Origin of the sequence: Acinetobacter sp. CS-2, from assembly GCF_016599715.1 — a bacterium.
In the GTDB taxonomy this organism is placed as follows: Bacteria; Pseudomonadota; Gammaproteobacteria; order Pseudomonadales; family Moraxellaceae; genus Acinetobacter.
Genome location: NZ_CP067019.1, coordinates 3,122,458 through 3,136,689, shown reverse-complemented (window position 1 = coordinate 3,136,689; position 14,232 = coordinate 3,122,458). Strand labels below are relative to the sequence as shown.

Here is a 14,232-nt window from a genome sequence, read left to right as displayed (position 1 = left end):
TCTGCTCAATTTGGCTAGCAGGAGGGGTGAGTCACAGGTTTTATTATGCTAGCCAGAGAAATACATCATGCTTTCAGCCTTCCTGATTTCTTTAGCTGTTGTTGCCTTGTCTGAAATGGGTGACAAAACTCAATTGCTGGCTTTACTGCTGGCCGCGCGTTTCCGTAAACCTGTACCCATTCTGATTGCAATTTTTCTGGCGACCGTGGTCAACCATGGTGTTTCCGCTGTACTGGGTCAATGGATTACCACTGTTCTGAGCCCGACCGTATTGTTATGGATTGTTTCTCTTGGATTTATTGGGATGGCGGCCTGGATGCTGATTCCAGATGAACTGGATGATGAAACTGAAAGTATTAATAAATGGCAAAAATATGGCGTCTTTAGTGCCACGTTTGTTTTATTCTTTCTGGCAGAAATTGGTGATAAAACCCAGATTGCTACCGTGGCCCTTGCCGCGCGCTTTGACAGTGTTGGCTGGGTAACATTGGGAACTACACTGGGCATTATGCTGGTCAATGCTCCTGCGGTCTTTATTGGTAACAAACTGGCAGAAAAACTACCGATTTCACTGATTCATAAAATTGGTGCAGTTGTGTTTTTAGTGATAGGTGTGGCGGCACTAGTACAACATTATTTCTTTTAAATTTGAATAGCATTAAAAAAATCCTGGCATTTTTGTCGGGATTTTTTATTGAGAAATACCGCACAATTTACTGATAAATCTACCAGTATTCAGATGTTATTTTGTTGTAAATTTCCATGAATCCCTATATGTTGAGAGGAATTAAAAATTTAGTTTAAAAACGATATTTTGGGGAATGGGTATGGCGTTTGATCGCACCACATCACAGGTACTATTTGATAATGGTACGCATAAATGTATTAGTTTTACCAGTTTAGTGAAAGGTGAAGGTGTACAGGCAAACCAGTTTCTAATCTTGGATCATGAACGTGCTGCAGTGCTTGATCCAGGGGGCGACTTGACCTATGTTCCATTGACCATGGAGCTGAACAAATATACCCGTCTAACCAATCTTGATTATGTCATGGCCTCCCATCAGGACCCCGACATTATTACTTCTATGCCACGCTGGCTGGTCTATACCGAGGCCAAAATAGTAGCATCAAAATTATGGGCACGTTTCTTGCCACATTTGAGCTCGGCTTTCATGAGCGACCGGATGAAAGGGAACTGGCTGGATCGTCTGGTTGAGCTGCCTGACCATGGTCAGGTGATTCCGTTGGGTGAATCGAGCATTGTTGCCGTTCCGGCACATTTTCTGCATTCGGTCGGTAATTTCCAGTTTTATGATCCGATTGCCAAAATTCTGTTTTCTGGTGATATGGGCGCATCCATGGTAGATGATGTCTCTAAACCGCTGGAAAATTTTGCTGCGCATATTCCGAAGATGAAAGGCTTTCATCAACGCTATATGTGTTGCAATAAAGTGATCCGTCTGTGGGTACAAATGGTTCGTAGCATGGATGTGGAAATGATTGTGCCACAGCATGGCACGCCATTTATTGGCAAAGAGCAGATCCATCAATTTTTGGACTGGATTGAAACCTTGGAATGCGGCACCGACCTGATGGACGAAAGCGTATTTACCTGTCCTGAATAGTTCAAGAAAATACAAAATTTTTCTTGAGTCAAAAAACAACATTTTTTATATTTTCTATCCCCAAAAACTTTTTTGATGACGAGAATTTATAAGAAATGTTGTCTCAAGTTCCTGCACAGGATGCATGTTTAAGCTGTGGCGCATGTTGCGCCTATTTTCGGGTTTCATTTTATTGGGCAGAGGGAATTCCAATGCCCGAAAATTATACTGAACCTGTCACAGCAGTCTATTCATGCATGGCAGGAACCAATCAAAAAAATCCACGCTGTATCGCGCTAGAAGGCAGCATAGGTGAACAGGTCAGTTGTGGCATGTACCAGCTGCGCAGTTCCTCGTGTAAAGAAGTGCAAATTGCCGATGAACAATGCAACAAGGCCCGTATGGCCCACAATATGATTCCCTTTATCCAGATTAGGGTAGAGGATGCCGAGAATGATGATAGTTTTGAACGTGTCAGCTAGATCGTGATTCGTCATCTCAGAATAAAAAAGCAGGGCCCTGGCTCTGCTTTTTTATTTAAAAACACACGGTTTTGATGGGTAAAGCCACGATTAGAGCCTTTTGCACTGGTTAGCGGGGCTTGCGGTGTCTAGGTGATATAGCGCGAGGTTTTTTGTTGTCCAGTCTGAATGAAATACTGATCAGGAAATTCAGCCCGAATTGCGGTATTTAAATTCAAAAACCCAATAATATTCAGTAATCTAAATTTATTTTACATTGCTGCCTGAAATAAGCATGAATAAAATTGTTTTTTTTGTTTATAATAGCGCACGGAAATTACCAGTGAGACTGTTATGTTGACCATCGTTCAAGAAGCTTTAACCTTCGATGATGTCTTATTACTCCCTGCCTACTCAACTGTTCTCCCAAAAGATGTCTCCTTAAAGACACGCCTTACTCGTGGCATTAACCTGAATATTCCTCTTGTGTCAGCAGCTATGGATACGGTGACTGAATCCCGTATGGCAATTGCAATGGCGCAAAATGGTGGTATTGGTATCTTGCACAAAAACATGGACATTGCTGCGCAAGCTGCAGAAGTACGCCGTGTGAAAAAATTTGAAGCGGGTATGGTGAAAGATCCTATCACCGTAACGCCAGAAACCACGGTTCGTGAACTGATCGCAATCACTCAAGCCAACAACATCAGCGGTGTGCCTGTGGTTAAAGATGGCAAGGTTGTCGGTATTGTGACGGGTCGTGATACACGTTTCGAAACCAATCTGGAACAACCTGTCAGCAATATCATGACCGGTCAGGACCGTCTGGTGACTGTTCGTGAAAACGAATCAAAAGAAAATATCCAGGCACTTCTACAAAAAAATCGCATTGAAAAAGTACTGGTGGTAGGTGATAACAACGAACTGAAAGGTTTGATTACGGTCACTGATTTCCGTAAAGCGGAACTTTATCCAAACAGCTGTAAAGATGACCTCGGTCGTCTACGTGTCGGTGCGGCAGTCGGTACTGGCGCAGAAACACCAAGCCGTGTTGAAGCACTGGTTGAAGCAGGTGTAGATGCCATTGTTGTCGATACAGCTCATGGTCACTCTGCAGGCGTGATTGAACGTGTTCGCTGGGTCAAAGCCAACTATCCGCAAGTTCAGGTGATTGGCGGTAACATTGCCACTGGTGATGCTGCACTTGCGCTTCTTGATGCCGGTGCGGATGCGGTAAAAGTCGGTATCGGTCCTGGTTCGATCTGTACTACACGTATTGTTGCCGGTATTGGTATGCCACAAATTTCTGCGATTGACAGCGTTGCCAATGCATTGAAAGACCAGATTCCTTTGATTGCAGATGGCGGTATCCGCTTCTCTGGCGATATGGCGAAAGCAATTGGCGCCGGTGCAAGCACTATCATGGTCGGTTCATTGATGGCTGGTACTGAAGAAGCACCGGGTGAAGTAGAATTCTTCCAGGGCCGTTATTACAAAGCTTACCGTGGTATGGGTTCATTGGGTGCAATGGCGGGTGCAACAGGTTCTGCTGACCGTTATTTCCAGGACGCTAAAGCCGGTCAGGAAAAACTTGTACCAGAAGGTATTGAAGGTCGCGTACCTTACAAAGGCCCTATGGGTAATATCGTTCATCAAATGATGGGTGGCCTGCGTTCTTCTATGGGTTATACCGGTTCTGCAACCGTGAACGATCTTCGTCAAAATGCCAAGTTTGTGAAAATCACTGCAGCTGGTATGTCTGAATCACACGTACATGATGTGACCATTACTAAAGAAGCACCGAACTACCGTGTTGGTTGATTTTTAGTAATCAACCTCATGAAAAAGCCGTCATTTATATGACGGCTTTTTTGATTTTGGTGTAAAGTATTTGCATGAAAATGGGATGGTTAATTTCCCCATAAATGTATAAGAAGTGAGTAGAAAATGAGTTATTTTGGAACAGATGGAATTCGTGGAAAGTTTGGGGAGCTTCCAATTACACCTGAATTTGCCTTGAAGTTAGGTTTTGCGGCAGGTAAGGTTTTAAAACAGTTCAGTAATAAGAAAAAACCAATTGTTGTGTTGGGTAAAGATACGCGTTTATCAGGCTATATTTTAGAATCTGCATTACAGGCCGGTCTCAATGCGGCGGGTGTATATGTGCATTTGCTTGGTCCTTTACCTACCCCTGCGATTGCCCATTTAACCCGTGCTTTACATGCCAGCTTGGGGATTGTGATCTCAGCTTCACACAATCCTTATTTTGATAATGGAATCAAATTCTTCTCTAGCGAAGGTAAAAAACTGCCGGATGAATTACAGGATGCGATCAATAAAGAGCTCGAAAACGAACTCAAAATTGAAGATACCGCAAACCTGGGTAAAAGTGTGCGTGTAAAAGATGCCAATGGCCGTTACATTGAATTCTGTAAATCGACTTTCCCTTACCATTTTGACCTCAGTAACCTGAAAATTGTGGTGGACTGTGCCAATGGTGCTGCCTATAACGTGGGGCCATCGGTGTTTAAGGAACTGGGCGCCAAAGTCGTAGCACTTTATAATGAACCGGATGGCCTAAACATCAATCAGGACTGTGGTTCGACCCATCCGGAAAACCTGCAAAAAGCCGTGCTTGAACATCAGGCAGATTTGGGTATTGCCTTTGATGGCGATGCAGACCGTGTGATTATGGTGGATAAAAGCGGTCAGCAAATTACTGGTGATCATATTTTATATATTCTGGCAACACAGGGCTCGAAAAAGCCGGCAGGCATTGTCGGTACGGTCATGAGCAATATGGCACTTGAATTGGCTTTGGAAAAAGCCCAGGTTCCATTTGTCCGTGCCAGCGTGGGTGACCGTTATGTGCTACAAGCCCTGGATGAAAATGGCTGGGCTATTGGTGGTGAACCATCAGGACATATTCTGACGCTGGATAAAAGTACCACAGGCGATGCGATTATAGCTGCCTTGCAGGTATTGACTGTCATGGTCGAACAGAAGAAAGCCTTACATGAACTGGTTGAAGGTTTCCATTTATTGCCAAATGTCTTGGTAAATGTACGTTTGCAACAAATGTTTGACCCGTATGCTGTGCCTGCATTGGTGGCTGAATTTGATCGGGCTGCAGCACAATTAAAAGGCCGTGGTCGTTTACTGATTCGTAAGTCAGGAACGGAACCGGTCATTCGGGTGATGGTTGAAGGGGATGATCTGCAAGAAGTCACGGCTTTGGCCAATCAGCTTGCAGACAGTGTACGTTCTAACGCAGTATAAGGGAACAATATGAGTGATCTGATTAAAGACTTGAGCGAACTGCGCTTGAGTTACCAGAAAGGGGAATTACACGAAACTCATGTGGCTGAAAATCCGCATGAGCAATTCTTGAATTGGTTTAACCATGCTTTAGAAGCACAACTGCATGAACCCTATGCCATGTCGCTCGCAACTGCGAGTGCACAAGGCCGTCCGCATGTGCGTACCCTATTATTACGTGGTGCGACTGAAGCAGGTTATGATTTTTATACCAATTACGACAGTCAAAAAGGCCTGGATTTGGCAGACAATCCCTATGCCGAACTGTTGTTTTATTGGCCTGAGCAAGAACGCCAAATTCGTGTCGGCGGCCGCGTTGAAAAAATCTCTTTAGAGGAATCAACAGATTATTATCATAAACGCCCGCGAGACAGCCAGATTGCAGCGCATATCAGTACGCCACAAAGTGGTGTGATTGTCAGTCGTGAGGAACTACAGACTCGTTTTCAGATTTTGCAAGATCAGGTGAGCGATAAAGCAGAATTGGCAAAACCTGAATTCTGGGGCGGCTATCGCCTGCAACCGGATTATTATGAATTTTGGCAAGGTCGTCCTAACCGTTTACATGACCGCTTGTGTTATGAAAGAATCGACGGTAAGTGGAACTTACAACGACTCATGCCTTAATGCCAAAAACACTGATTCAGCAAAGACCGTTCATTACACGCCCTGAAAACTTCCAGGGCGTGTCACCGTTTATTGCGCAAATTTTAGCGCGCCGTGGTGTGCAATCGGAACAAGAACTTGAACTGAAATTGAAGCATCTTTTAGCGCCGACCATGAAAGGTTTGGATGCTGCCATTCAGTTGATGGATCAGGCCATTGATCAGCAAAAGAAAATTGTCATTGTGGGAGATTATGATGCCGATGGGGCCACCAGTACGGCATTGATGATTTTAGCTTTGCGGGATATGGGCGCGAATGTCGCGTATCTGGTGCCGGATCGTTTTAAATATGGTTATGGACTGACGCCTGCAATTGCCGACCTGGCTTTTGCCAATTTCACGCCTGACCTTTTGATTACGGTAGATAATGGTATTTCCAGCCATGCCGGGGTGGAACAGGCACAAGCACATGGCATGCAGGTGATTATTACTGATCATCACCTGACCACCAAAGAAACGCCTAAAGCCGAAGCTGTGGTCAATCCGAACCAGTTGGGCTGTGAATTCCCCAGCAAGGCTTTGGCTGGGGTCGGGGTGGCATTTTACCTGCTCGCCAATTTGTCCAGTTATCGCAGCCAATTAGGAAAATCGACCTCAAAAGTGGCCCAATATCTCGATCTGGTAGCTTTAGGCACTTATGCCGATGTGGCCAGCCTGGATTATAACAACCGTATTCTGGTCGATGCCGGGGTCAAGCGCATACGGCAAAATCAGTGTCGTGCGGGAATTAGCACATTGCTGGATATTGCCGGACGTGATCCAGCTTCTTTAAATGCTCAAGATTTGGGTTTTGTTCTGGGACCACGGATTAATGCGGCTGGACGCATGGAAACCATGGACATAGGGATTGAATGTCTGCTGGCTGCCGATCTGCAAACCGCTTATCCCTTGGCACAACAATTAAATCAATTGAACACTGAGCGCCGACAGGTCGAGAGCCAGATGAAACAGGAGGCTTTGTCTGAGCTTACTCAGCTGGAGCTGGACCAAGAGCATTTACCAGCTGTGCTCATTCTGTTTGAGCCACATTGGCATCAGGGCGTGATTGGGATTGTGGCCGGTCGCTTAAAAGAACAGTTTCATCGCCCCAGTATTGTTTTTGCCTCCGATGAAGATGGTATACATATTAAAGGCTCTGCCCGTTCTATAGAGGGCGTACATATACGCGATGCGATTGAAATGATTGCCGAGCAGTATCCCCATTTGGTCAGCCATTTTGGCGGACATGCCGCCGCTGCCGGTTTGACCATTCAGAAACAGCATTTTGATGAATTTAAGCAGGTCTTTGAGGCTTTAATTTCAAATATGGATGAGTCACTGTTTCAGGCCACTTTATGGACTGATGGTGAATTACCGACAGAACATTTTCACATTGAAACAGTCGATTTTCTGCAAAATTTAACCCCCTGGGGGCAAAAGTTTCCATCGCCGATTTTTGAAGGGATATTTAAGGTTCTGGATTATCGCTGGCTGAAAGAAATGCATTTAAAGCTGCGTCTGGCTTTGCAAGATGGTCAAATTGTGGAAGCCATCGCCTTTAATGCACGTGACAAGTTTGAATTTGATGCCATGCAGGGCAGTGTACGACTGGTCTATGAAATTGATAAAAATGAATTTAATGGCAACGTCAGTTTACAACTACGCGTGATCCATTTGGAACAATAAAAAAACCGCTCAATTGAGCGGTTTTTGTTTTTAATCTTAAAGCTTAAAAGCGGAAAGTACCGTTGATTCCAAAAGAGTCCCCACCATCAGTTGTCGTGTAATTCATACCGGCAGCAATGACTGGAGTAAAGAATTTCTGACCACGAATACTGAAAATGGTATCTGAATCTTCAATCGTTGAGTCAGCGAAGGAAATACCAACACTAAGTGTAGGATCGAGGTAAAGGTCTGCACCTAGACGATATGCAGTTTCATCTCCAAAATATGTTGCTCCCTCAAAATTGGTAAAATGATTGCCAATTTGAGTGACGTATTTTGCGCGCAAAGTCACAGCAGTCTCATCTGCTACAGAGGCTAGATTGGTAAAAGTGTCTATGAAACCATTTTTTGAAACATATACTGGATCAATGTTTTCTTTAGAAACACCTGCAGCTAACAGTAAGCCGTTAACTGGTAGGTAACCTGCTTCAATTGCATAACCTGTATTGTCATCAGATGCTTTAGCAAATTCACTTTCAACAGTCACTTCAGCACGATTTAAGCTTCCAGAAACATAAAACTGTGAGTTAGGGATAAAGAATTCACCATTAATACCTACAGTATCAATTTCTAAATCTGCAAAATCATCATCAGTACGGGCATTGGCATAGCCAAGAACGATATTGCTTGCTTTGCCTAAAAAAGCTGCTTCAGCTAGAGGAGCATTTCTAACTTGAACCCCATTTAAATAATATTTCCCGCCAATTGCATAAGTATCAATGTCGTTACTGTCATCAATGTCGGTATTTTCATATGCAGCATTAATTTCAGCTTGATAAGCATGTGCAGTTCCTAGGCTAGCCAAAAGTGCTGTAGCAAGAGCAAGTTTTTTAAGCATTTAGATTTCTCTCTTTGTTATAAAAATATGACTGTTTCTTGAACAGTTGTAACAAAGTGTACAGTTTATATTTGCCCCGTCAATGTGCAAAAACTATCTAAATGCTTTATTACAGAGCAAAAAAGTGGCCCATCCGAAGATGGGCCACTTGATGAAAAGGAGTTAAGGCACGCTTAGAAGCGGTATTTAGCAGCTACACCGAATGAGTTGTAGTCGTTATTACCCACTTCACCGAAACCAACTCGACCTTCAAGGCTGACTTGTTGGTTAAAGAATTTACGCGCATTAATGCCAAATTCATTTTGATCAGTTAAGTCGTCGTTGTAGTAATCCGCACCAACACTTAATGATTTATCAATGAAGTAATCGGCAGCAAGATTGAACTCGTCTAGATCACCAAATGATGCGCCTGCTTCAAGGTTGATATCTTTACCATTACTCAGCTGGGTCACGTATTTGGCACGAACTGTAGGATCTACACCATCATCATTGTCGTTGTCATATCCTTTTACACCAGCGGCAATTAATAGGCCTGGTGCTGGAAGATAACCGACTTCAGCAGAATAATAAGTGGTATCAAAGTCATATTTTTGACCCAATACATCACGATATTCAGTATTGTTACGGCTTACATCACCACCCAGATAGAAATCTGAGTTTGGAACATAAACTTCAGCACCCACACCATAAGTGTTGTCATCTACATCGCCACGATCGGCAAATGTTGCGTGTGCATTGACGTTGCTGGCACGGTCAAGGAATGCCGCTTCTGCAAGTGGCGCATTACGAGTTTGTACGGGGTTAAAGTAATAAGTACCATCTACACCGAAGGCACTACCTGAACTGCCGTTGTCTGGATCAATATAAGCTGCTGCTGCACCGACTTCGGCCTGGTAGGCATTGGCTGTACCTGTGACTGCTAGAGCAGAAAGAAGTGCTGAAGCAATGGCTAATTTTTTCATGGATACTACCCCTCAAATTTCGGTTAAAAATAATACATTTTTTGTTACAACTTTTAGTCTAGAGCAAAACAAAACTAGGTCAATCCACCCAAGGTTACAGAAATGTTTCTAAGGTAATATTGTGTAATTTATTTTTAACAAGTATTTGAAAAATATAAAAATATTAAAATGTTTTGTTTTATTAAAATTGTGGAGGTTTTATGAATTTAGACGTTTTTTACATAAAAAACCGAGTATTTTGTAACATAAAAATGATTTGAATCTTAAAAATGCTCTCCTGATTAAGTGTTTTTTATAAGCTGTTTTTATGCATTATTTGCTCAATTGTTATTGAATTAAAGCCCTCTAAAACTGCATCGATGCTCTGTGTTATAATTGATGGCTATTTAAGCCTAATATTCTGATTGAGAGTAATTCACGTGGAAATTAATCCTTATCTAAACCAATTAAAAGACTTAAACGACCGTGGTCTGACATTACGGGGGTATCTTTGACTACGATCTGAAAAAGGAACGTTTAGAAGAGGTTCTGCGTGAACTGGAAGATCCGGCGATCTGGAATGACCAAAGCCGTGCCCAAGCCATGGCCAAAGAAAAAGGCGAGCTTGAGAATGTACTGAATGTACTGGATGGTTTAGCTACTCAGCTTGAAGATGCCCAAGCCATGCTTGATCTTGCTGTAGAAGCGGACGAAGAAGCCATGCTGGAGGATGTTCAGGCTGAACTTGATGTTGCAGAAGCGGAACTGGCAAAACTTGAATTCCGCCGTATGTTCAGTAATCCGATGGACCCGAATCCATGTTACGTGGAGATTCAGGCTGGTTCAGGCGGTACGGAAGCACAGGACTGGGCTTCAATGCTGCTTCGTATGTACTTGCGCTGGATTGAACGTCATGGCTTTAAAGCCGAAGTGATGGAAGAATCTGACGGTGATGTGGCCGGAATTAAATCGGCGACCATTCGTGTGGAAGGCGAGTATGCCTATGGCTGGCTGCGTACCGAATCTGGTGTACACCGTTTAGTGCGTAAATCGCCATTTGACTCGGGTAACCGTCGTCATACTTCATTCTCTGCCGTGTTTGTATCGCCAGAAGTGGATGACAACATTGAAATTGATATTAACCCGGCAGATGTACGTACCGATACTTATCGTGCATCCGGTGCTGGTGGTCAGCACATTAACAAAACCGACTCTGCGGTACGTTTAACCCATGCACCAACCGGTATTGTAGTGGCCTGTCAGAACCAGCGTTCACAACATGCCAACCGTGACCATGCCTGGAAACAGTTACGTGCCAAACTCTATGAATTAGAGATGAGCAAACGTAATGAAGCGGCGCAGGCGCTGGAAGATACCAAATCTGATATCGGCTGGGGCAGCCAGATTCGTTCATATGTACTGGATGACTCGCGTATTAAAGACTTGCGTACCAGTGTAGAAACCTCGAATACTGGTGCAGTACTGGATGGTGATCTGGATAAATTTATTGAAGCCAGCCTGAAACAGGGTCTATAAGTTTATTGCGTGGAAAAGCAGAGGCGGGTCCTCTGCTTTTTTAGCTTTAACATTTGTCGATCAGCAGGATGAATGCCCCTGACCAGACAATGCTAGAATGATCTGGATTTGGATAAAATGACAGCAATTTACAAAATGACTCATAATATCGATAATTTTCGATATTAATATCGCATAAATTCGATATAATGATTTTTGCGAAAGTGCTGATCATGAACATGAGTGAAATGAGATGGACACAGAAGCGATTTATAAAGCCTTAGCCAACCCGATTCGACGTCAGATTCTGCAATGTTTAAAAGAACCTGAACGTTTCATTTCCACTGAAGAATGTGGCAATGATTTTAGTCGTGGTGTATGTGCAGGGCAGATGGAAAAAATCGCGGATATTTCTCAATCCACCATGTCCAATCACTTATCGGTGTTGCAACAAGCAGGACTGATTCAGGTGACCAAATATGGCCAATGGTCTTATTTCTCTCGTAATGAAGCACTGATTCAGGAATTTTTACAACATTTACAGCATGCGCTTTAGACTTTAATTAGTCCAGGCCAGCTGTAAGAGGATGGCTTGATGACAGATTTTTCTACCCCAATTCAATTTGGTGAACTCAAACTTAAAAACCGTGTGGTGATGGCACCACTGACACGTAGCCGTGCTACAGCAGACCGTGTTCCGACGGCCATGATGGCGGAGTACTATGCACAGCGTGCTAGCGCAGGTTTAATCATCTCCGAAGCGACAGTGATTTCAGAAGAAGCCAACGGTTATGAAAAAACCCCGGGTCTGTTTACCGATGAACAGGTAGAAGGCTGGAAACTGGTTACCAATGCGGTGCATGGTAAAGGCGGTTTGATCGTAGCGCAGTTGTGGCATGTGGGACGTGTCTCCCATCCTGATCTGTTAAAAGGTGAAACACCAGTTTCAGCCAGTAATGTGAAGCAAGCTGGCTATGTCAGCCTGCTGCGTCCGAAACGTGAATATGTGGTGCCACGTGCCCTGGAAATTTCAGAAATCCATGCCATTACCGAACAATACAAACAAGCCGCAATTAAAGCCAAAGCGGCCGGTTTTGACGGGGTAGAACTGCATGCCGCCAATGGTTATTTAATTGACCAGTTCCTGCAAAGCAAAACCAATCTGCGTGAAGATGAATATGGCGGTTCTGCTGAAAACCGTGCCCGCTTCTTATTAGAAGTTGTAGATGCACTGATTGAAGTGTGGGGCGCAGGTCGTGTCGGTGTACATCTGGCACCGCGTGGCGATGAGCACGATATGGGTGATGCCAATCCTAAAGAAACCTTTGGTTATGTCATGCAAGAATTGGGTAAACGTCAAATTGCCTTTTTCTTTACCCGTGAATATCTGGCCGATGACAGCATCAGCCTAGACATGAAAGCGCGTTCCAACGGTGTGCCGTATATTGCCAATATGCGTTTAAGCCGTGAAGATGCGCTTGAGCTGCTGGCATCAGGTAAAGCGGAAGCGGTGTCTTTCGGTAAGGCTTATATTGCCAATCCAGACCTGTTTGAGCGTTTGGTGGAAGATGAACCACTGAATGAATTGAAACTGGAAAACATGATTGGAACCGATGTGGCAGAAGGCTATATTGACTATCCATTCCTGAATAAACAGCTTGCTGAAAGTTAAGCAGCTACTTCCATAAAATAGAATAAATGATGTCACAGAGCAGAATTCATTAACATGTGAAGGCTGCTCTGTTATATTTTGCCGATTGAACATGATTTGAGGCAACTTGTTTGGCTACTCCTTTTTGGTACAACGCGGCACTTACTCTAATTAAGCCATTGTATAAATGGCAGATTAAAAAACGTGCGCTGAATACGGAGCAATTGCAACAAGAATGTCTTGAGCGCTTTGGTCCATTTCAACCGCCGAAAAACCTGCATTCGATCTGGTTTCATGTGGTGTCGGTTGGAGAAACCAACGCAGCCCAGCCTTTAATTGAACATTACCTCAAACTTGGCCATCCGGTACTGGTCACAAATACCACCAAGACGGGTCAGGCTCGGGCCAAGTCACTATTTCTAAAAGCACCTTATGAACATTTGTTTCAGGCCGTGTATTTGCCTGCCGATCAGAAAAAATTAGTCCAGACGTTTTATCAAAAATATCAGCCCAAAGTATTGGCTTTGGTAGAAACTGAAATCTGGCCGAATTTAATCGATCAGGCACAGCAATTTAAAGTGCCATGTTTACTGATTAATGCCCGACTTTCAGAAAAATCGGCCAAAGGCTATGCTAAGGTTCAAGGACTGACCCAAGGCATGCTGAAGGGTTTGGAACATTTGCTGGCTCAAGATCAGGCGACCTTAGATCGTTACCGTAATTTGGGCATGGCAACCAATAAAAGTCAGGTATTGGGCAGCATTAAATTTGATATTCATGCACCGGACAGTTTTATTCAACAGGCACAGCAATTGCAACAGGACTGGCATTTATCGGCACGTAAAATCATCACCCTTGCCAGTACCCATGCTCCTGAAGAACAAAAACTGTTAACGGCTTTCAAGCCTTATCTGGCACAACATCCAGAATTGCTGGTCATTGTGGTGCCACGTCATCCGGAACGCTTTGATGAAGTGTTTCAGCTTGCGCAAAATCTGAATCTAAAAACCAGTCGTCGCAGTGCAGGGGAAGCTATTCAGTTAGATACCCAAGTCTATTTAGCCGATTCGATGGGGGAAATGTGGCTGTGGTATGCACTTAGCCAAGCTGGCTTTGTTGGCGGTTCGCTGAATGAACCGGGTGGCGGACATAATATTCTGGAGCCGATTGCTTTAAATGTAGCGACGGTTTTGGGTAAAAATTATTTTAACTTCCAGACCATTGTTGATAAATTTGTCGCAGTAGAGGGTGTGAAAGTCGTAGAAGATGCAGAGCAGGCGGTGAAGGTTTTGATGGAGCTGTTAAATGATCACAGCGCTGCAGAGCAGCTGAACCAGCACGCGCAGAAAATTATGTTGCAGAACAAGGGTTCTTTAGCCAAACATATTGCGGTGATTGATCAGTATATTTAAATATTTCAAATGCACCATACGGCCTCATTTTTACAGAAAAGTTTAAATGCTGATTCGTAGGCAATCTCTACTTTTGAGGGATCAAAAGTAGCAAAAATCCTTTGCTGATCTGAGACAGCATCC

General features: G+C 43.8%; 13 protein-coding genes. 11 read left to right on the top strand and 2 right to left on the bottom strand.

All coding sequences use genetic code 11. The features are described 5' to 3' along the window. The first annotated feature begins 67 nt into the window (after positions 1–67). The 7 genes from JFY49_RS15425 to recJ all read left to right on the top strand — a co-directional run bounded on the left by JFY49_RS15425 (position 68) and on the right by recJ (position 7,713). Complete coding sequence (locus JFY49_RS15425; RefSeq protein WP_086196531.1) at positions 68–646, top strand: TMEM165/GDT1 family protein; 579 nt, start codon at positions 68–70, stop codon at positions 644–646. Between the two features lie 181 nt (positions 647–827). Further along, the gene (locus JFY49_RS15420) at positions 828–1,625 is read left to right on the top strand and encodes an MBL fold metallo-hydrolase (protein ID WP_086196618.1); all 798 of its coding nucleotides are present in this window, start codon (positions 828–830) and stop codon (positions 1,623–1,625) included. Between the two features lie 95 nt (positions 1,626–1,720). Then, the gene (locus JFY49_RS15415; protein ID WP_166170621.1) at positions 1,721–2,086 is read left to right on the top strand and encodes a YkgJ family cysteine cluster protein; all 366 of its coding nucleotides are present in this window, start codon (positions 1,721–1,723) and stop codon (positions 2,084–2,086) included. Between the two features lie 333 nt (positions 2,087–2,419). Next, positions 2,420–3,886: an IMP dehydrogenase gene (gene guaB / locus JFY49_RS15410; RefSeq protein WP_086196529.1), complete on the top strand. Its 1,467-nt coding sequence runs from the start codon at positions 2,420–2,422 to the stop codon at positions 3,884–3,886. 126 nt (positions 3,887–4,012) lie between these two features. Further along, on the top strand, positions 4,013–5,344 hold the full coding sequence (gene glmM, locus JFY49_RS15405; RefSeq protein ID WP_166170625.1) for a phosphoglucosamine mutase: 1,332 nt from the start codon (positions 4,013–4,015) through the stop codon (positions 5,342–5,344). A gap of 9 nt (positions 5,345–5,353) precedes the next feature. Continuing rightward, positions 5,354–6,010, top strand: a complete 657-nt coding sequence (pdxH, locus tag JFY49_RS15400) for a pyridoxamine 5'-phosphate oxidase (RefSeq protein ID WP_166170627.1) — start codon at positions 5,354–5,356, stop codon at positions 6,008–6,010. Next, positions 6,010–7,713: a single-stranded-DNA-specific exonuclease RecJ gene (recJ, locus tag JFY49_RS15395; RefSeq protein ID WP_200224893.1), complete on the top strand. Its 1,704-nt coding sequence runs from the start codon at positions 6,010–6,012 to the stop codon at positions 7,711–7,713. Before pdxH ends, recJ begins: the two co-directional genes overlap by 1 nt. 43 nt (positions 7,714–7,756) lie before the next feature. Here the strand turns inward: recJ and JFY49_RS15390 are convergent, their stop codons facing one another. Then, entirely contained in the window at positions 7,757–8,590 is an 834-nt protein-coding gene (locus tag JFY49_RS15390) for a putative porin (RefSeq protein WP_200223358.1), read from the bottom strand. A 173-nt stretch (positions 8,591–8,763) separates the two neighbouring features. Beyond that, a complete protein-coding gene (locus tag JFY49_RS15385) occupies positions 8,764–9,552 on the bottom strand; it encodes a putative porin (protein WP_200223357.1) in 789 nt (262 codons plus the stop codon). Between the two features lie 419 nt (positions 9,553–9,971). Between JFY49_RS15385 and prfB the strand changes: the two genes are divergently transcribed. The 4 genes from prfB (at position 9,972) to JFY49_RS15365 (ending at position 14,109) form a co-directional block, all read left to right on the top strand. Next, positions 9,972–11,067 (top strand): peptide chain release factor 2 gene (gene prfB / locus JFY49_RS15380; RefSeq protein WP_143222687.1). Its coding sequence is split into 2 segments (ribosomal slippage): positions 9,972–10,043 and positions 10,045–11,067, totalling 1,095 coding nucleotides; the frame shifts between segments, so codons are not numbered across the junction. Between the two features lie 232 nt (positions 11,068–11,299). Next, on the top strand, positions 11,300–11,602 hold the full coding sequence (locus tag JFY49_RS15375; protein ID WP_166170633.1) for an ArsR/SmtB family transcription factor: 303 nt from the start codon (positions 11,300–11,302) through the stop codon (positions 11,600–11,602). Positions 11,603–11,641: 39 nt separating this feature from the next. Then, positions 11,642–12,718, top strand: a complete 1,077-nt coding sequence (locus JFY49_RS15370; RefSeq protein WP_166170635.1) for an alkene reductase — start codon at positions 11,642–11,644, stop codon at positions 12,716–12,718. 110 nt (positions 12,719–12,828) lie between these two features. Then, positions 12,829–14,109: a 3-deoxy-D-manno-octulosonic acid transferase gene (locus JFY49_RS15365; protein WP_166170637.1), complete on the top strand. Its 1,281-nt coding sequence runs from the start codon at positions 12,829–12,831 to the stop codon at positions 14,107–14,109. Positions 14,110–14,232 lie beyond the last annotated feature (123 nt).

Bases quoted from the DNA above. Each gene is read 5' to 3' on its own strand.
- JFY49_RS15425 (WP_086196531.1), top strand. From the start codon at position 68: ATGCTTTCAGCCTTCCTGATTTCTTTAGCTGTTGTTGCCTTGTCTGAA.
- JFY49_RS15420 (WP_086196618.1), top strand. From the start codon at position 828: ATGGCGTTTGATCGCACCACATCACAGGTACTATTTGATAATGGTACG.
- JFY49_RS15415 (WP_166170621.1), top strand. From the start codon at position 1,721: ATGTTGTCTCAAGTTCCTGCACAGGATGCATGTTTAAGCTGTGGCGCA.
- guaB (WP_086196529.1), top strand. From the start codon at position 2,420: ATGTTGACCATCGTTCAAGAAGCTTTAACCTTCGATGATGTCTTATTA.
- glmM (WP_166170625.1), top strand. From the start codon at position 4,013: ATGAGTTATTTTGGAACAGATGGAATTCGTGGAAAGTTTGGGGAGCTT.
- pdxH (WP_166170627.1), top strand. From the start codon at position 5,354: ATGAGTGATCTGATTAAAGACTTGAGCGAACTGCGCTTGAGTTACCAG.
- recJ (WP_200224893.1), top strand. From the start codon at position 6,010: ATGCCAAAAACACTGATTCAGCAAAGACCGTTCATTACACGCCCTGAA.
- JFY49_RS15390 (WP_200223358.1), bottom strand. From the start codon at position 8,590: ATGCTTAAAAAACTTGCTCTTGCTACAGCACTTTTGGCTAGCCTAGGA.
- JFY49_RS15385 (WP_200223357.1), bottom strand. From the start codon at position 9,552: ATGAAAAAATTAGCCATTGCTTCAGCACTTCTTTCTGCTCTAGCAGTC.
- JFY49_RS15375 (WP_166170633.1), top strand. From the start codon at position 11,300: ATGGACACAGAAGCGATTTATAAAGCCTTAGCCAACCCGATTCGACGT.
- JFY49_RS15370 (WP_166170635.1), top strand. From the start codon at position 11,642: ATGACAGATTTTTCTACCCCAATTCAATTTGGTGAACTCAAACTTAAA.